The organism is Sinorhizobium chiapasense (genome assembly GCF_045277575.1).
GTDB classification, from domain to species: domain Bacteria; phylum Pseudomonadota; class Alphaproteobacteria; order Rhizobiales; family Rhizobiaceae; genus Ensifer; species Ensifer chiapasense_A.
The window spans coordinates 1,802,930-1,820,186 of sequence record NZ_CP144206.1 but is presented as its reverse complement, the minus strand read 5'-3'; the positions used below and the strand labels follow the sequence as shown (position 1 = coordinate 1,820,186).

General features: G+C 60.6%; 14 protein-coding genes. 7 read left to right on the top strand and 7 right to left on the bottom strand.

Annotation, left to right across the window (positions count from 1 at the left end; genetic code table 11):
• Nucleotides 1–2: 2 nt before the first annotated feature.
• The 6 genes from nirB to QM996_RS27205 form a co-directional block, all read right to left on the bottom strand.
• The gene (gene nirB, locus QM996_RS27230; protein WP_334197005.1) at nucleotides 3–2,453 is read right to left on the bottom strand and encodes a nitrite reductase large subunit NirB; all 2,451 of its coding nucleotides are present in this window, start codon (nucleotides 2,451–2,453) and stop codon (nucleotides 3–5) included.
• 16 nt (nucleotides 2,454–2,469) lie between these two features.
• Nucleotides 2,470–3,732 carry an MFS transporter gene (locus QM996_RS27225; RefSeq protein ID WP_334197004.1) on the bottom strand — a complete coding sequence of 421 codons (1,263 nt, stop codon included), beginning with the start codon at nucleotides 3,730–3,732 and terminating at the stop codon, nucleotides 2,470–2,472.
• A gap of 314 nt (nucleotides 3,733–4,046) precedes the next feature.
• Nucleotides 4,047–5,264 (bottom strand): CmpA/NrtA family ABC transporter substrate-binding protein, encoded by a 1,218-nt coding sequence (locus tag QM996_RS27220; RefSeq protein WP_334197003.1) that lies wholly within the window; start codon nucleotides 5,262–5,264, stop codon nucleotides 4,047–4,049.
• A complete protein-coding gene (locus QM996_RS27215) occupies nucleotides 5,261–5,863 on the bottom strand; it encodes an ANTAR domain-containing response regulator (RefSeq protein ID WP_334197002.1) in 603 nt (200 codons plus the stop codon). The genes QM996_RS27220 and QM996_RS27215 overlap by 4 nt, the downstream gene beginning before the upstream one ends.
• A 767-nt stretch (nucleotides 5,864–6,630) precedes the next feature.
• Complete coding sequence (locus tag QM996_RS27210) at nucleotides 6,631–6,909, bottom strand: HU family DNA-binding protein (protein WP_058321208.1); 279 nt, start codon at nucleotides 6,907–6,909, stop codon at nucleotides 6,631–6,633.
• A gap of 175 nt (nucleotides 6,910–7,084) precedes the next feature.
• On the bottom strand, nucleotides 7,085–7,456 hold the full coding sequence (locus tag QM996_RS27205; protein WP_334197001.1) for a hypothetical protein: 372 nt from the start codon (nucleotides 7,454–7,456) through the stop codon (nucleotides 7,085–7,087).
• 926 nt (nucleotides 7,457–8,382) lie between these two features.
• Here QM996_RS27205 and QM996_RS27200 point away from each other — a divergent pair.
• From QM996_RS27200 to QM996_RS27185, 4 genes are all read left to right on the top strand, one after another.
• Complete coding sequence (locus QM996_RS27200) at nucleotides 8,383–8,622, top strand: tautomerase family protein (RefSeq protein ID WP_334197000.1); 240 nt, start codon at nucleotides 8,383–8,385, stop codon at nucleotides 8,620–8,622.
• 237 nt (nucleotides 8,623–8,859) lie between these two features.
• Nucleotides 8,860–9,273, top strand: a complete 414-nt coding sequence (locus QM996_RS27195) for a SyrB-like regulator (protein WP_334196999.1) — start codon at nucleotides 8,860–8,862, stop codon at nucleotides 9,271–9,273.
• Nucleotides 9,274–9,384: 111 nt separating this feature from the next.
• Entirely contained in the window at nucleotides 9,385–9,924 is a 540-nt protein-coding gene (locus QM996_RS27190; protein WP_334196998.1) for a hypothetical protein, read from the top strand.
• A gap of 83 nt (nucleotides 9,925–10,007) precedes the next feature.
• Nucleotides 10,008–10,298: a hypothetical protein gene (locus QM996_RS27185; protein ID WP_334196997.1), complete on the top strand. Its 291-nt coding sequence runs from the start codon at nucleotides 10,008–10,010 to the stop codon at nucleotides 10,296–10,298.
• Between the two features lie 383 nt (nucleotides 10,299–10,681).
• Here the strand turns inward: QM996_RS27185 and QM996_RS27180 are convergent, their stop codons facing one another.
• Nucleotides 10,682–10,864, bottom strand: a complete 183-nt coding sequence (locus tag QM996_RS27180; RefSeq protein WP_334198686.1) for a cold-shock protein — start codon at nucleotides 10,862–10,864, stop codon at nucleotides 10,682–10,684.
• Between the two features lie 799 nt (nucleotides 10,865–11,663).
• On the opposite strand from QM996_RS27180, the gene QM996_RS27175 reads away from it, so the two are divergent.
• From QM996_RS27175 to QM996_RS27165, 3 genes are all read left to right on the top strand, one after another.
• On the top strand, nucleotides 11,664–12,575 hold the full coding sequence (locus QM996_RS27175; RefSeq protein ID WP_334196996.1) for a nucleotidyltransferase and HEPN domain-containing protein: 912 nt from the start codon (nucleotides 11,664–11,666) through the stop codon (nucleotides 12,573–12,575).
• Nucleotides 12,576–13,060: 485 nt separating this feature from the next.
• Nucleotides 13,061–15,943, top strand: coding sequence for a DNA translocase FtsK (locus QM996_RS27170; protein ID WP_334196995.1), 2,883 nt, complete (start codon nucleotides 13,061–13,063; stop codon nucleotides 15,941–15,943).
• A 229-nt stretch (nucleotides 15,944–16,172) separates the two neighbouring features.
• Nucleotides 16,173–17,243 carry a LacI family DNA-binding transcriptional regulator gene (locus QM996_RS27165; protein WP_334196994.1) on the top strand — a complete coding sequence of 357 codons (1,071 nt, stop codon included), beginning with the start codon at nucleotides 16,173–16,175 and terminating at the stop codon, nucleotides 17,241–17,243.
• Nucleotides 17,244–17,257: the final 14 nt, after the last annotated feature.

The following is a 17,257-nucleotide window of genomic DNA, read 5'->3' as shown; positions in this document are numbered from 1 at the left end:
CCTCACTCTGCAGCTTCAGAAAAACCGACCGTCGCCATCGGCCGGAATTCGTGTTTGTCCTTGCCGGAGACGCGCTCCGACCAGGGGTCGACCTGGGCGAATTTCTGGCTGAAGACGAAGCGGTCGAAATAGGCTTTGCGCTTCTCGGCATCGCCGATGATCTGGCGGCGGATTTCGTCGAGGCCGACGCGCTTCGCCCATTTGTAGATACGCTCGAGGTAACGCGCCTGTTCGCGATACATCTGCGTCAGCGCCACGATATGCTCCAGCGCCTCGTCCTCGGTCTTGACCAGTCCGAGCACCTCCGTGCCCTTGATGTCGAGCCCGGCCGCCCCAGCGAAATGGATCTCGAAGCCCGAGTCGACGCAGATGACGCCGATGTCCTTGCAGGTGGCTTCCGCACAGTTGCGTGGACAGCCGGAGACCGCCATCTTCAGCTTGGCCGGCGTCCAGGAACCCCACATGAACTTCTCGATGCGGATGCCGAGGCCGGTCGAATCCTGGGTGCCGAAGCGGCACCAGTCGGAGCCGACGCAGGTCTTCACCGTGCGCAGGCCCTTGGCATAGGCCTGGCCGGAGACGAAGCCCGCCTTGCCGAGATCGGCCCATACCGCCGGCAGGTCTTCCTTCTCGATGCCGAGCAGGTCGATGCGCTGGCCGCCGGTCACCTTGACCAGCGGGATCTCGAACTTGTCGACGACGTCGGCAATGGCGCGCAATTCCTGCGCATTGGTGACGCCGCCCCACATGCGCGGCACCACCGAATAGGTGCCGTCCTTCTGGATATTGGCGTGGACGCGCTCATTGATGAAACGCGACTGGTAATCGTCGGCATATTCGTCCGGCCAGTCGCAGACGAGGTAGTAGTTGAGCGCCGGTCGGCACTTGGCGCAGCCGCAGGAGGTCTTCCACTCCAGTTCCTGCATGACGGCGGGAATGGTCTTCAGGCCCTTCGCCTTGATCAGACGGCGCACGTCGTCATGGCCGAGCTCGGTGCAGGTGCACATCGGCTGGACGGCAGCCGGATTGTAGCTGTCGCCAAGCGTCAGCGACATCAGTTGCTCGACAAGGCCGGTGCAGGAGCCGCAGGAGGCAGACGCCTTGGTGTGAGCCCGCACGTCGTCGAGCGAGCTCAGGCCCTTGGCCCCAATGGTCTCGACGATCTTGCCCTTGCAGACGCCGTTGCAGCCGCAGATCTCCGCATCATCCGGCAAGGCTGCAACGGCCGCCATAGGGTCCAGCGGCGACCCTCCCTGGTAGGCCTGGCCGAAGATCAGCGTTTCCCGCATTTCGGAAATATCGGTCTGCTTCTTCTTCAGATCGTTGAACCAGGCGCCGTCGCCGGTCTCTCCATAGAGCACCGTGCCGATGATACGGTTGTCCTTCAAAACGACCCGCTTGTAGATGCCGCCCGCTGCATCGCGCAGCACAATCTCCTCGCGGTCATCACCGTCGGCGAAATCGCCAAGCGAGAACAGGTTGATGCCGGTGACCTTCAGCTTCGTCGGCGTATCGGAGTGGACAAAGGCCGCGCTGCGATCGCCGGCCAGGTGGCGGGCGGCAACCCGCGCCATCTCGTAGAGTGGCGCCACCAGGCCATAGACCATGCCGCCGACCTCGGCGCATTCGCCGAGCGCCATGATGTCCCCATCGGAGGTCATCATGCCGTCGTCGACGACGATGCCGCGGTTGACCGCCAGGCCGGCGTCCTTGGCAAGACCGGCGTTGGGTCGGATACCGACCGCCATCACCACCAGCGTTGCCGAGATGATGCGGCCGTCGTCGAGCTCGATGCCCTCGACCTTCCCGTCGCCAATGATGGCCTTCGTGTTGGCCTTACAGATGACCTTGATGCCGCGATCTTCGACAGCTTTCTGCAGCAGGTAACCGGCGGCCGGATCGAGCTGGCGCTCCATCAGCGTCGGCATGACGTGCAGCACGGTGACGTCCATGCCGCGCGAGGCAAGGCCGGCTGCCGCTTCAAGTCCGAGCAGGCCGCCACCGATGACGACCGCTTTTTCGCGCGACTGCGCCGCAAGCAGCATTGCCTGCACGTCGTCGAGATCGCGATAGGTGATGACGCCGCGCAGATCCTTGCCCGGGACCGGAATGATGAAGGGCACCGAACCGGTGGCGATGACCAGCTTGTCGTAGCTCTCGGTGACGCCATGGTCGGAGGTGACGGTCTTGGCGTTTCGATCGATGGCAACGATCTTGTGACCCTTGTAGAGCGTAATGCCGTGTTTGATGTACCACCCATCGCCGTGGATGATGATTTCTTCGTAGTCCTTCTCGCCCGACAGCACTGGCGACAGCATGATGCGGTCGTAATTGACGCGCGGTTCGGCGTTGAAGATCGTGACCTGGTACTGCTCGGGGGCCTGTTCGAAAAGGTGCTCCAGCATGCGTCCGGGCGCCATGCCGTTGCCGATGATGACGAGCTTTTGAGTCATAATTCCAATTCCTAGGTTAGGCAGTTGCCGTGGCGGTCGCGGAATGCGCCCGACGTTGCATCCGCTTTACGGACACGTGCATCCAGATGAGAGAGATCGCGACGATCGCAAACAGCAGCAGAAAGCAACTGGACCACAGGCCGGTCAGGTCCTTGAGAAGGCCGAAGGCGATTGGGAGCAAGAAGCCCCCGAGGCCACCCATCATGCCGACGATGCCGCCGACGGCGCCGACATTCTCCGGATAATAGGCCGGGATGTGCTTGTAGACGGCGGCCTTGCCGAGGCTCATGACGAAACCCAGAACGAAAACCGTGACGATGAATGCGGCGGGCGTGATGCCGAAGGAATGCCCCTCGCTCGCTGCCGGCAGCGATAGGATCAGTGTCGCCACGGCAGAGACGCCGAGCATACAGTACATGACGGTGCGCGCGCCCTTGCGGTCAGAAAGCATGCCGCCGAAGGCGCGGAAGATGCTGCCGGGGATGGAATAGGCGGCGGCAACCATGCCTGCCACGGCAATATCGAAGCCGTAGACGCCGACGAGATAGCGCGGCAGCCAGAGCGAAAGCGCGACGAAGCCGCCGAAAGCGAAGAAGTAGTAGAGCGAAAAGCGCCACACCTGAACGTTCTTTAGCGGAGCGAATTCCTGCAAAAGGCTCTTGGATGCGACGCCGCGATTGCGGCGCTCGCGGAATGCAGGATCGTCGGTGGTCGAAAACCAGAAGATGATTGCTGTTGCCGCGAGCACGAGGGCCCAGATCTCGGCAACTGTCTGCCAACCCCATGCGATCAACACGAACGGTGCTGCGAACTTCGTAACGGCGGCGCCGACATTGCCTGCGCCGAAGATGCCGAGCGCTGTCCCCTGTCTTTCCGGCGGAAAGAACGGTGAAACGTAGGCGACCCCGACCGCAAAGGATCCTCCGGCGAGACCGACACCCAGGCCTGCAATGAGCATTTCCGTATAAGTCGTGGCATAGCTCAGCAGGAAGGTCGCCAGTGCCGAAGCCAGCATGGTGAGCGTATAGACCAAACGACCACCATAACGCCCAGTCCAGATTCCAAGGACGAGACGGACGACGGATCCGGTCAGGATGGGCGTGCCAACCAACAAACCAAACTGCGCCTCGGAGAGGCCGAGGTCCTGCTTGATGCGAACACCGATGATCGCAAAGATCGTCCAGACCGCGAAACAGATGGTGAAGGCAGTGGTGGAGATCCACAGTGCTTTCGCTGGTTCGCCGGCATACATCGAACAGCTTTTCTCAGAACTAGACATGACTTCTCCGTGGCCCGACAAGGTCGTGCCAATCAAACGTTGAGGGTCAGAAATGCGAAAACCAGCACGTCAGGGCGCGTGTACGAAAAGTACCCGGGCTATCCTGCTCAACAGCTTTGCTTGAGGTGCGCCCTTCGTTGGACGCTGTGCGGCCTTTCAGCTCAGAAATTACTATGCAAAGGCCATGCCAGTTTCAGAATTGGTATGGTTTCGCGCCTTTTGGGCGAATCTTTGCTTCTAACTGCCGGAGGCGGTGACTAAAAGATTTGCACAAGCCGCCAAATATTATGCGCTGCATATAAAATAGGCGCAGGTCACGGCTGTTTTTGAGCGGCGAGATAGTCTTCGATGCGATCGGGGTCAAAAAGGTTGCCGTCGAAAAAGCCGTCCGGACCGAGCGTCAGGGCGCCACTTGAGCCGACCGGCGTTTCCATGCGCAGCGCACCCTCAACCTTGGAGCTGGCGGCGGGCATCGCGAGACCCAGTGTCTTAAGGGCGCCGCGGTAAATATCCGGCCTATAGGTGTTGCCGGCGACCCGCTGATGAGCATCGGTATGCTCGACCTGACCCCAGCGAACCATCTGCGTATAGAACCAGAGCGCGTGGCTCTTCCACGGAAACGTCGCCGCTTTAGCGTTCGGGACAAAAAAATCCTTCACTGTTTGCGTGTAGCGCAGGCCAATTCTGAGCTCGCCCGTCAGCGCGGGTCGCAGCCATTCCGCGGACTTGTTTATGTAGGCGGCCCCCGAGAGCAAGCCTGCGAGTTCCTCGTGGTTGGCCGGCTCGGCGCACCAGGCGGACGCGTGGTAAAGCGCTCTCAGCAATGCGGCGAGCGCTTCGGGATGACTATCAGCCCAACGTGCGTTCACTCCGAGTACCTTTTCGGGACTGGATTTCCAGATCGCCGCCTTGGTTGTCGCCAGATGTGCTCCGCGCTTCAGAACGCCGAACGTATTCCAGGGTTCGCCGGCGCAATAACCGTCGATGGAACCAGCCTTCAGGGCGTCGCCCATATCCGCGGGAGGCAAAGTCACGATCTCGACTTCACGGTCGGGATCAATGCCACTCGCTGAAAGCCAGTACCGCAGTTCGTAATTATGTGCGGAATAGGGATGAACGACACCGAAACGAAGCGGGTCTCCCGTTCGCTGTGCAATCACTTGCCGTAATGCGGCGCCACTGGAGCGCGCATCGAGGTCGCCAGCTGCCCCGTTGTCAACCATCTGCCACCAAAGACCGCCCGATACAGTAACGGCATTGCCGCCGAGCCCGAGCGCCATGGGAACGATCATTCGCGGTGCAGGCGCGGTCAGACCGAGATTGCAGGCAATTGGCATTGGCGCAAGAATGTGGGCTACCTCGAAATGTCCGACCGCCAGTCTGTCTCGGACCGTTGCCCAGGATCGCTCACGCATGAGCGTAAGGTCGATCTGCTCGACTTCCGCAAAGCCCTTCTCTTTGGCGACGATCAGGAGGGCACTGTCCAGAAGTGGCAGGAAGCCCGCTGTGATTTCGTGCCTGTATTTCTTCATACCTCAGCTCCGGGATCGAGCAGGCTAGCCGCAGTGATAAGACTTTGAGCGATCTCGACGATTTTCCGATTCTGGCCCATGGCCGTTCGCCGCAATAGAGCATAGGCCTCTTCCTCTGATAGCCCCCGGGTGCGCATCAGCACCGCTTTGGCCCGGTCGATCAACTTGCGGTTTTCCAACTCGCCACGAGCTTCTTCGAGCTCCCGGCTCAGTCGCGAAAACGCATTGAAACGGCTAATTGCCATTTTGAGGATGGGGCGTACGCGTTCCTGCTTCAGACCGTCGACAATGTATGCCGAGACGCCGGCGTCCACAGCCGCTTCGATCGATGCTTCGTCGGACTTGTCGACGAACATCGCGATTGGTCGTTTTACTGCACGCGATATCTGGAACATGCTTTCCAGCATGTCCCGGTTGGGGTTCTCGAGATCAATGACGATGACATCAGGATCGATCTCGGTGATCTTCCTGGCAAGTCCATTCATGTCGGCAATGATTGTCACCTGAACGTATCCTGCATCCCGCAATCCGTCTTCAATGACTGATGCGCGAATGCGGTTTTCATCGATGACCAGTACGTTCAGGCTGCTAGGTTTCATGAAACCGACGACACAGATTTACTGACTTTCAAATTCGACCCTGCAGTTGAAGGAATAACACGACTTCGCCAAACGAAGCCGTCGGCTACCGCGGGTCGATGCGGGAGCACTCGACAGCCGTTTCGGATCCGGACAGGCGATCTCGCCTGTCCGGCGCAGGATTACAATCCAACAGGCGTTGTTGATGTACGTTGGAGGCAAATCTCAGGGGAGGGAAGGTCTGAATCCCCAATTTGGGTACGCTTTCGAAAAAAATCGCACAGCCTGCGGATCAGTCTTTGGGTCACGCCGTGGGCAACCAGGTGAGGCCGCATTCGAGGCCGACCTCGGATGTTGCCTGGTGCGGCTGCTCACTCCACGTGGTGAGACCATCACGAGCATTGTGAAGCGCTTCTTCCCATTTTGGGCGTTGGCATCGCATAATGTATCGTCCGGAACTGGGGCAGGTTTGCGCCGCCGCCAGTAAACCTGCGGGTCGCAATCGAGGAGCAAATGAGCCTTTCCGGCCGCGGCACTGGACGTCGGCGTGAGCCTCTGCTCGCGGCAGAAGCTCTGGGGCCGGAGCACCACTAGGGTTGTGCTGCAGTCGCATCCTCGATGCTGCACCGGAACGATCGACGCATATCTCGTCCCTTCGGGGCCAAGCCGACCCCCTCCAGGGAGGATCGGTGCGGTGATCGTCACTCGCCAGGTGTAAGCGTTCGATAAGCGCCGGATGATGAGCGACGCCTCAGGCCGTCGGCGGGCGTGAAGCCGCTCCGCTTGCGTCAGCCGTTCAACGCGTCCTTGAGAGCTTTGGCCGGCGCGAAGGTCAGCTTCTTCGCAGCAGCAACCTTGATGGTCGCACCGGTTGCCGGGTTGCGAGCCTCGCGCTCTGGCGTGTCCTTCAATTTGAACTTTCCGAAGCCCGGGATCGATGTTTCGGCGCCAGCTGTGGCGGCGGCAGTCACGGCAGCGAAGACCGCTTCGACAACCGCCTTGCTCTGGACTTTAGTCAAGCCATGTTCGGTCGCGATCTTTTCTGCAATCTCATTGGTTGTTGTCATTTTTTTCCCCTCTTGATGACGCGGGAATTCTCATCCGACGGGATCCCTTTTGTCATCTGGCGTTCCAGCGTGCACGGCCCAAATGCCGACGATTTCCACAGCGCAATTGTAGCCTTTCGTCGAAAGCCGTTCCATTGGGCCCTTGGGTCCATACCTGTTGGATAAGGCGCTCTGGTCATCCGGCGCTGCAGGGGAGCGCCCGCCAATTCGAATGTCGGGCGTTGAGCAGTGTCGAATTCCCATCGACCACGAGCCATAGCTCCTTACCCAGCGCGCGAACGGTGAGCGGTTTCCTTCTCTCCTGACGGCCATTGGCCGCCGCCAGCATATGGCGGTTTGCATTGACGATCCCTCTTTCGCGCGCACGCGCGTTGACCAACTGCTCGAGCGGAATGAGCAGGTGTTCTTCGCAAAGATCGAAGTAAAGCGAAGGGTCATCCGGAAGCCTCGTGAGCGCTGCGGCGATTTCCTGGTTCAATGCAAATTCTCCAATGGCGCCGCCAAGCTGGAGCGTGAGAAACTTTGGCGACATTTCTTCAGCTGTCATGCAGTGCCTCCTAGAATAGTGCTTGGGTCTGCGCGATGCGCGCTTCGCAGGCGATCCACGGTTCGAACGGTCTGGAACACGGCCGCCAATCGGCACGGGACCGTACTTCGCATGCGGGCATTTGGTGCCTTCGTCGTTCTGGGTTGCTGGCTATTTTATGTCGAAACGCACTGTCGGGCTGTGCTGAAAAGCCCCGATGATTGCGGTGACTGGTTTGAGATGGAAGCCAACTTTGCACCAAGGTGTTTCGCTTGCTGCTCGGTTAATCTGAACTGCAGTGACGACACGTCGGTTCGATTCGGATCGACGCTGAATTCGATCCTCAAGAAGACGTCGCCACTCGCATCTGCAGTGACGGCCTCAGCTTTCCAATCGATGACGGCAGATGTTCGAATATTGCCTCGTCCGTCTGTGCTCCAATCTTTTCTATGCAAGCTGACTCCCCTCTAAGCTGCGCAATCTGCCGGCAGAAATACCTCCTGAGCGCGCGTACCTCAGGCTCCTATCCCGGACCGCGCGCCGAGCGAATAGGTGCATACCAATTTAGCTATACTGGTTAATCGCTTGCTTGGCATTTAAATTTTCTAATCAGCTAATAGAGCTGCGTTCTTCCTGCGGATCAGCTATGCCTATGTTTTTGAAGTTTATTCCGGCGCCAAAAAAATCTGCGTCCAGCTCCCAGTCGATTGCGCGCCGGAGTGGAGCAATGGGAAGCAGCATCGATTTGCGAATGACCGGGCGAAGCGCGACCGCACAGGCATCAGCCGTGATGGGCTGATCCTGCTTGCCGCACCTAGCGTTTTGATCGCCACAACGGGCTATCGCCCGGTGAGCGGGTGGGATATCGATCAGAGACGCGACCCGCGTCATACTCAAGGTCGTTTCTGTCCGCATCAGTGCACTCGCTACCAACGAATGGAATGGAAATGCCGCACATAGCCGTAAAGATGTTCCCTGGCCGCACCGAGGAGCAGAAGCAGGAATTCGCCGCGAAAGTAGTCGAAGCCGCGAAAACCATCTTAGGTTCAAGCGATGCTTCCCTTTCCGTTTCCATCTCCGAAGTGGGACCGGCGGTGTGGGATGCAAGAGTTTACGATCCTGAAATCGCGGCCAACGAGAGCATGCTCTACAAGAGACCGGGTTACGGAGCTCTGGCACAGTCGTAGTGGTAGACCGAGCAAGGGCTCTGATCAGTGGAGCCCGCCAACGCCTGTACAGCGTTTTTGGATGGAGAGGGGCTCCCGTACAAAACCCATTCGCTGAGTTCACGCCTCTGCGAAAGTCTCAAGCTGCCGAAAAGCGGCGCCGTCTTTTGACAGCCGGGTTGTTGCGGACCGGAGAGTCTCATTGACTCTGCCCTTTCCGCGTTGGAAATAAGCCTGATAGTTGCAGAGGGAACAGCCATGGCAGACGACAACAATATCGAGACCGTCGAGACGACGACCACCCCGGCGGAAATTGCGCCGCCGAAAAAGCGCCGGGGCCCGAAGCCGAAGAACGTCGCTGCGGGAGCGACCGCCGAAGCCCCAAAGGAAGATGGTGTCAAGACGGGAAGGGGACGCCGGAAGAATTCCGCGACGTCGGCCGAAGGCGTGACCACTGTCGTGGCCGGCGGCAAGACCTCGGCAAAGAACAGCGCCAAGGGCGCCGGAAAGACCCGAGCGCCGAAGCAAACCACCGCAGCGGCAGCTCCGGTCCTTGACGACATCGCGGACCTGCTTCAGCTCGAAGAAGAGAATGCACGACTCCGTAAGGCGCTGGCCGAAAAGCTGCGGGCCGAGAACGCGGACCTGCGCAAGCGGCTCGGTCTTTCCTGATCGTTTTCGGTGATGGCCGATCGGTCTGCGCGATCGGCCTCCTCCTACATTTTGGTGGCTTACGGTCCTAGCAATGGGTGCCGACGCCATCGCGTGAGATGAGGGCGCACGATGAAGTCACCCTGGAAATACCTGGCCGGTTTGACGCCTTTTGGCCGGACGATCAAGGAGCCTGCGAGCCCGCCGGAAGCCGAAACGTCGAAGCCGGACGAACCATCGTTCGCTCCGGAAGAGGGCATTCCGGCACCCTTGGATCGGAGCGACGACGGTGCAGGCGCGACGGTTGACGGGCCGGACACGTCGGCTGACCCAACCGGTAACCTCGTTATCCCGGCCGAGATAGTCGAGCAGGTGTCCGCGGCCATTACGGTCGATTCGCCGCGCGCCGCCGAACACGCGTCAGAACGCGGACAATCGGCGAAACCGAGAAAAGTGCAGCGGCGCGTCACGAAGCCAAGCGCTAGGCCAGTTGCTGTTAAAGCGATTCAGCCGAAGGAAGCGCCCGTCGTCGGGCGACCGCCGCCGACGTCGTTCGACGAAGTTGCTGCTCTGGATGAAGAGGTCCGGCAGCTGAGACGGCAGCTCACAGAAAAGCTGCGGCTGCAGAACGAGCAGCTTGCAGGATTGCTGAAGCGGTTTGACGCATCGTAATCTGAGCGCGCTTTTCGACGATCGTTTGACCCGAGCACGACGAACGCAACATTGAAGTGGCATAGCATCCACAGTTTCCCGCCATGTCTTCCATTCCCGCCTTTATCGCCGAATTGATCAGAGCCGCCAATGAGATCGAGAAGCTGACACCGCACGAGATGAGCCGTCTTCTTGACCGGTCTGTCGACACGATCCGCGATATGCGCGAGCAGACCGGAAGGGTTGGTCGTCGGCGGGCGAGGGACGTTCTGATCGATTTGCAGGTTGCGTCGTCGCGCGCCCGAGATTTGTCACCAGAGGACGCGAGAGATACTCTTCTCGATGCGGCTGACCTCATCCGGGCGCTGCGGATCATGCAAGACGGTGAGGAATGAGCTCCGGTCTCCGCTTAAGCGCGATTTCAGCCCAAATACCGTCTCCGTTCGTGCGCCATACGTTCTCACAGTCGGGGTTGCGCATCTCGCTCCTATCCGCCCGACCGAGTGACGCCGGAAGCATACTGTTGCCGCTTACCCATCTTGTTGCCGTCTCAAGGCTTCCTATCTGAAATAGCAGCCTCGACACGGAGCGCCGAGATGGATCAACAAGGTAGACAAGCGGTCTCCGACCATCCCATCGAAATCATACCGCCGAAGCGCGACAACAGGAGCGCGCGCGACACCGTCACCTGCCTCTGTTGTCAAAAGAAGCGCCCAGCGACGAGCATGGACTCTGACGGTTGTGGGATCTGTGAAGAGTGCCTGGCGTCCTGACGCTGTCAGCGTGCGCATATCGCGCCTAGTTCCTGGCCAATCTCGTAGCTGACCCTTTGACCGTCTCGAAGAAGGCTTCCCCCGTCGATCGCTGATACTTGGACGAACACGTCTGTTCCGCCGTTCTCAGGAGCGATGAAGCCGTAGCCCTTGTCCTGGTTGAAAAACTTCACGGTACCAATTGCCATAGACGTCCTCGTCAGCTGAGCAGGCTTCACAATACCATCGAGCTTGTTCAATGAGTTACCCTCCCGCAACTGCGTATACAGCCGAGTTTGCTGGCCCGCCCAACCCGTCGCCCTCGACACGAGTTCTTGCTTTCCTCGGCAATCTGCAACCTGGGGCGCGGGCGCATCTGGGCAAGCGTGGAACAGCCGCCTACGGCGCGAGTGCGTCGCCGCGAACATTCCTGGGAGCATGGTGTGTTTTGTGACGCGGCTGAACCCGCGACGTCCGGTTTCAAGGGGAGGGGCCGAGGGGCGCCGTCCCCTTCGCCCCTTCAAGCACCTGCCGCCCACCTTCCTCCACGCCACTGACGTTCCGCTCCGTGCAGCCGGGTCACCGCGCAGTTGCTTGCACCCCAATCCCCCGCTGTTCCGCACGAGCTCGGAAGCAGGAGCGAGGGGCTCCCGCTTCGCGAGATCAAGGAAAGGGCAAGGAAATGGCTAAGGCAAAGGCTATCGAGACCACCACCACTGGCGGTGACATCTATGAGCGGATCAGCTGTGCCGCAGCGTGGGCGCTTCCAGGAGGTTCATTTTACTTTTGGGATTGCACCGAGCTGGACGCGCGGCGCGATTTTGCACCCGCGGCGTTACGGCACCCTGACGTTCTGCTTGCTTGGTCACGATGTTCCGGCTGGCTTAAGTTGAATTGCGCGCGGTCGAGGGGGCTTAAGAGAAGCGGACCTGCGCCACCGATCGGAGGCGTGTCTTACTCATAATTCCAGTAGTAGACGAGGAGTCGTCTTTATCCTATCGGTTGCACATGAAAACGAGCCTCGAACATCTTCCGGAAAAGAAGCAGCGCGAGCTTGCCCGCGTCGTGGAGATCATCCACGAGGAGTTTGCCGATGCGCTCGAGGGGGGCTCGGCCGACTTCAAGAAGCGCGGGCGGATCCTGAAGATTATCCTCTTCGGTTCCTACGCCCGCGGCACCTTTGTTGACGAACCGCATACGATGAAGGGCTATCGCTCCGATTACGACATCCTCGTCATCGTCAATTCGAAGAAGCTCGCAGAACCGCAATACTGGGACAAGGCGACCGACCGTCTGATGTGGGACAAGGGGATCTCGACGCCGGTGGGGCTGATCGCCCATGGCGCCCGGGAGGTGAACAACTTCCTTGCGGACGGACAATATTTCTTCGTCGATATTCTGCGCGAGGGCATCGTGCTCTACGAACTCGACGACCGGCCTCTGGCCGAGCCGAAACGGCTTTCGCCTGCCGACGCGCTCAGGGTGGCCAAGGAGCATTTCGAAAGACAATGTGCGAGCGCGAATTACTTTTGTCAGTTGGCTCGATACGCCATCTCTGACAAGCAACGAAATCACGCAGCGTTCAATTTGCACCAAGCAGTAGAGACAGCCTATTCCTGCCTGCTTCTGACACTGACCAACTACAGTCCGCCGTCGCATAATCTTAAATTTCTTCGCGGTCTCGCCGAGGATCGCGACCAGCGGCTCGTCGAAGCCTGGCCGCGCGATCAGCACCGCTTCAGCGCCTGGTATAACGTCCTTAACGAAGCCTATGTGAAGGCACGCTACTCCAAGCACTTTGAAATCACCGAGGAAGCGCTTGCCTGGCTTCTCGAGCGGACGGAGCATCTCCTCAGTCTCGTCGAGACGATCTGTCAGGAGCGGCTGAGCGAACTGGCTCGGGCAGCGGACGCCACCTGAGCCCTCGTCTTGGTCGGCATCGATGGTCGGGTCGATGGTTCGACAGCGTCTACACGATGATGCAAGGCATCGTCACTCCCGACGATCTTCTCTTCAGGATAAGCTACTTCCATCGGCAACCGCGATCGGTTTCGGGAAATTCAGCGGCGCAAGGAGGCAGGCGGGTGGGAGCCTGCAATCCGCCATTCAACTGCGCGCCGGCCCGATTCGTTTTCCCGGTGGCACTGATAGCGCGCCACCACAGGCGCTGGCCCCATGCGCCAATTTGACTTTCCTCCAGAAATATTTTCTGCCCAGTGACCGCGGCGACGGAATGCCGCGAGGCCCATTGAGGCGCCGGGCGTTGAGGACGTTTCTCGCCGCGGAGAAGGCGGCTGTAGACCCCGGCAGTCGGCTCGAAACGGGGCGTTGGAAGGGACTTGTTAACCTTCATTTCCTATCGCTTAGAAGGCCCCGCGGCGATGTCTCTAGCTCTTCCAGGACCCATGCGTATTCCCAGGACAAACTTCTCACAGGCTGCTTTGCATGATGCAAACCAGGCGGATTATTTCGATGGTCCGCATGACGATGCGTTGAGCGGTATGCCCACCCATGAGGCGGAAACCGCCGACCCCTATCAGTTGTACGAGGCACCGGCGGCACCCCGCCGTCCCGCCAACCAGCAGACCGAAACATTTAGCCGCGCGACGCGCCTTTATGGTCAGGGCTCGGCCTATGCGCCGGCGCAGGTGACCGCGACGACCAGCGAGCCGCTGCCGACGTTGTCGGAGATTGCTGGTCACTATGGTGATTCGACCTGGGAGAGTCATTTCTTCCTGGCGCCGAACGTCCGCTTTACCCGTACGCCGGAGCGCGAGTTCATGAAGCGGCGCGCACCGCAGGTCGAGGAGAGCGAAACCGGCACCGACGAAGCATCGGCGGCGGAAGTCGAAGCGGCAACCGTCGAGATGACGGTGGAGCCTATGCCGGTTTCTGCAGAAGTGATCGAGCCCGCTGTGACGGCTCCGGTTGAACCGGTGCAGACGGAAGCCTCCGCTCCTGCCTTTGACGCCGCGCCGCAGGCCGAAGTCACACTGCCGTCCTATAGCCCGTCCGAACTGTTGCGCATGCTGACTAACCAGCTCCCGACCTGGACCGCGGCACAGAACACGATCGAGCCGGCGATGCTCGAGCGCGCCGAGCCTCCGGCCGATGATAGCGTCTCGCTTGCGCCGGTTCTCACGACGCCGATCGCCGTTTCCGAACCTGTCGCGGAAGTTCAGCCCGCGCCAGCGCCAGAACCGACCAGCCCGGCCGCCGATCATAGCGCCGCGCGTTCGAGCTTCCTGTCCGACTTCGCTTTCTTCGAATTCGGCCCGGCCGATGATGTCGAAATCGCCGGCGAGGAAGCCACGCACCCGAAGCCCTTCGTCGAGACGCCTGCGCCCGTGCAGATTGCGCCGTTGACCCCTCCCGTCGCTGCTGTTCCGTCGGCACCGGTGCGTCCGGTCGAAATCCGCCGCATGCCGCCGACGGCGATCACTTCGCTGTTCCGCGTCGTCGATGTCCGCGGCGCGAAGGCAGAGGGTGTTGCGGCTCCGTTGCAGCCCGTTGTCGCCGCCGAGCCCGTTACAGCTATTGCTCCGGTCCCCGCTGCAATCCCCGAGACACCTGCGGTCGTCGTCACCACCGAACCGGAAATCATCGACGCCGAACCGGTCGAAATCGAGCAGCCGGCGCCTGTCGCCTCTAAAGCGGCGATCACCATGCCGGCCCAGGTCACGCGTGCGCCGAGTGCCTTGCCGGCCATTGGCACCACCGATCGCGCCTCGAGCGCCGATAGCTACGAGTTCCCGTCCGAGGACCTGCTGCAGGAAGCGCCAGTCGGCCAGGGCTTCTTCATGACGCAGGAGCAGCTCGAACAGAATGCTGGTCTGCTCGAAAGCGTGCTGGAAGATTTCGGCGTCAAGGGCGAGATCATCCATGTTCGCCCCGGCCCGGTCGTCACCCTCTATGAATTCGAGCCGGCACCCGGCGTGAAGTCGTCACGCGTCATCAACCTCGCCGACGATATCGCCCGCTCCATGTCGGCGCTTTCGGCTCGCGTCGCGGTTGTCCCCGGTCGCAACGTCATCGGTATCGAACTGCCGAACGCCACCCGCGAGACCGTCTACTTCCGCGAGCTGATCGAATCCGTCGATTTCCGCAAGACCGGCTACAAGCTGGCGCTCTGCCTCGGCAAGACGATCGGCGGTGAGCCTGTCATCGCCGAGCTTGCGAAGATGCCGCACCTGCTCGTCGCCGGCACCACCGGTTCGGGCAAGTCGGTGGCGATCAACACGATGATCCTGTCGCTGCTCTACCGTTTGAAGCCGGAAGAGTGCCGCCTGATCATGGTGGATCCGAAGATGCTTGAGCTCTCCGTCTATGACGGCATCCCGCATCTGCTCACGCCGGTCGTCACCGACCCAAAGAAGGCGGTCATGGCGCTGAAATGGGCCGTGCGCGAGATGGAAGACCGGTACCGCAAGATGTCGCGGCTCGGTGTGCGCAACATCGACGGCTACAACCAGCGCGCAGCCGCCGCTCGCGAGAAGGGCGAGCCGGTAATGTGCACGGTCCAGACCGGCTTCGAGAAGGGCACCGGCGAGCCGCTGTTCGAGCAGCAGGAAATGGATCTGGCGCCGATGCCGTATATCGTCGTCATCGTCGACGAGATGGCCGACCTGATGATGGTCGCCGGCAAGGAGATCGAAGGCGCGATCCAGCGCCTGGCGCAGATGGCGCGGGCCGCCGGTATCCACCTGATCATGGCAACGCAGCGTCCTTCGGTCGACGTCATTACCGGCACGATCAAGGCGAACTTCCCGACCCGCATCTCGTTCCAGGTCACCTCGAAGATCGACAGCCGCACGATTCTCGGCGAACAGGGTGCCGAACAACTGCTCGGCCAGGGCGACATGCTGCACATGCAAGGCGGCGGGCGCATCGCCCGCGTCCACGGTCCCTTCGTTTCCGACCTGGAAGTCGAACACGTGGTCGCGCATCTGAAGACCCAGGGGCGCCCGGAATACCTCGAGACCGTTACGGCCGACGAGGAGGAAGAGGAGCCCGAGGAAGAAACGCCGGTTTTCGACAAGAGCGCGCTTGCCTCCGAGGACGGCAACGAACTCTACGACCAGGCAGTCAAGGTGGTCCTGCGCGACAAGAAGTGCTCGACCTCCTATATCCAGCGCCGGCTCGGCGTCGGTTACAACCGCGCCGCCTCGCTGGTCGAGCGCATGGAAAAGGAAGGCCTCGTCGGTCCCGCCAACCACGTGGGCAAGCGCGAGATCATCTATGGCAACCGCGACCACATGAACGCGCCCGACAACGACGATATGGATTGATTGGACCCGCTCTTACGCGGATCCGCTATCCCGCACTATCGAATAAGCCGCCTCCGGGCGGCTTATTCGTTTCTGTAACATTGGGAATTCCCGGCCGCGCTGGCGACTGCGAAGGCCGGCCGTCTCGTTTTGCACATATCAAAATAAAAACGTTTTTATTTTTCTTGAAAACGTTTTTATTGGCTGCTACCTCTAATCTCCAGGAGAGGCCGACGCCTGGGGAGGGTGCATGGCGACTGAGATGCACAGGGCGCAGCGCGCGCCGACGCCAACGATCAAGACCTTGGCCGAGATGACCGGCTATTCCATCGCCACGATCTCGAAGGCGCTGCGTGAATCCCCCGTGGTCGCCCCGGCGACCCGTGACCTCATCTTCAAGGCGGCCCGTGAAGTCGGCTATCAGGCCAATGCGCGTGGCATGGCGCTTCGCACCGGCAAGAGCTTCCAGGCTGCAGTCCTGATGCCGGTGACCGCTGCGCGCGACTACGAATGGGACGGCGTCGAATATACGCAGACCTTGAGCGGCATCAGTCAGGCGCTCGAAGGTACGGATTATCGCATGTCGGTGCACGTCATCCGCGATGCCGCCGACGGCGCCGAAGCCGCGCGCCGGATCGTCGATCAGGGACTGGCTGACGGGCTGATCTTCTCCGGCATTCTCGCGGAAGATCCGCGGATCGATCTGCTCGTTTCCGAGCACTTCCCCTTTGTTTCGATGGGGCGCTGCCGCAAGGATCTCGTCTACGCCCATGTCGACATCGACAACGAATGGGCGGCGCATGCGGCGACCGCACGGCTGATTGCCGGCGGCCACAGGCGGATCGCGCTCGTCAATCCGGAGCGGCGGCTTTCCTATGCGCTCGACAGGGTCGACGGATTCGTCCGGGCCTTCCGTGAGGCAGGCCTCGATGCGCCGATGGAGCTGATCGCCGAAGGCGATCTCTCGACCCATTTCGGCCGGCAGACGGTGATCGATTTCCTGCAGCTGGACGATGCCCCGACCGCTTTCGTCTGCATCAACGAATCCACCACGCTCGGCGTGCTTTCGGGGCTCGGCAGCCTCGGGCGCCAGGTCGGCGTCGACGTCGACGTCATCGCCTATGACGACATCAATGTCAGCGCCTATTTCACCCCGCCGATCACAACCTTCTACCAGCCGATCGAAGTGCTCGGCCGCACGCTCGGACAGTTTCTGCTGCGGCGCATGGAGGGCGAGGACCCCAAAGCGCTGCGGCAGGTCTTCAGGCCGACGCTGATCGCGCGCCAGCCCGACAATCTCGGCGGCCGCCTTAAAAGTTAATCATCCAAGGAGGA

What these genes read in the sequence shown, in the direction of transcription:
- nirB (WP_334197005.1), bottom strand. Translation starts at nt 2,453, where the DNA reads ATGACTCAAAAGCTCGTCATCATCGGCAACGGCATGGCGCCCGGACGC.
- QM996_RS27225 (WP_334197004.1), bottom strand. Translation starts at nt 3,732, where the DNA reads ATGTCTAGTTCTGAGAAAAGCTGTTCGATGTATGCCGGCGAACCAGCG.
- QM996_RS27220 (WP_334197003.1), bottom strand. Translation starts at nt 5,264, where the DNA reads ATGAAGAAATACAGGCACGAAATCACAGCGGGCTTCCTGCCACTTCTG.
- QM996_RS27215 (WP_334197002.1), bottom strand. Translation starts at nt 5,863, where the DNA reads ATGAAACCTAGCAGCCTGAACGTACTGGTCATCGATGAAAACCGCATT.
- QM996_RS27210 (WP_058321208.1), bottom strand. Translation starts at nt 6,909, where the DNA reads ATGACAACAACCAATGAGATTGCAGAAAAGATCGCGACCGAACATGGC.
- QM996_RS27205 (WP_334197001.1), bottom strand. Translation starts at nt 7,456, where the DNA reads ATGACAGCTGAAGAAATGTCGCCAAAGTTTCTCACGCTCCAGCTTGGC.
- QM996_RS27200 (WP_334197000.1), top strand. Translation starts at nt 8,383, where the DNA reads ATGCCGCACATAGCCGTAAAGATGTTCCCTGGCCGCACCGAGGAGCAG.
- QM996_RS27195 (WP_334196999.1), top strand. Translation starts at nt 8,860, where the DNA reads ATGGCAGACGACAACAATATCGAGACCGTCGAGACGACGACCACCCCG.
- QM996_RS27190 (WP_334196998.1), top strand. Translation starts at nt 9,385, where the DNA reads ATGAAGTCACCCTGGAAATACCTGGCCGGTTTGACGCCTTTTGGCCGG.
- QM996_RS27185 (WP_334196997.1), top strand. Translation starts at nt 10,008, where the DNA reads ATGTCTTCCATTCCCGCCTTTATCGCCGAATTGATCAGAGCCGCCAAT.
- QM996_RS27180 (WP_334198686.1), bottom strand. Translation starts at nt 10,864, where the DNA reads ATGGCAATTGGTACCGTGAAGTTTTTCAACCAGGACAAGGGCTACGGC.
- QM996_RS27175 (WP_334196996.1), top strand. Translation starts at nt 11,664, where the DNA reads ATGAAAACGAGCCTCGAACATCTTCCGGAAAAGAAGCAGCGCGAGCTT.
- QM996_RS27170 (WP_334196995.1), top strand. Translation starts at nt 13,061, where the DNA reads ATGCGTATTCCCAGGACAAACTTCTCACAGGCTGCTTTGCATGATGCA.
- QM996_RS27165 (WP_334196994.1), top strand. Translation starts at nt 16,173, where the DNA reads ATGGCGACTGAGATGCACAGGGCGCAGCGCGCGCCGACGCCAACGATC.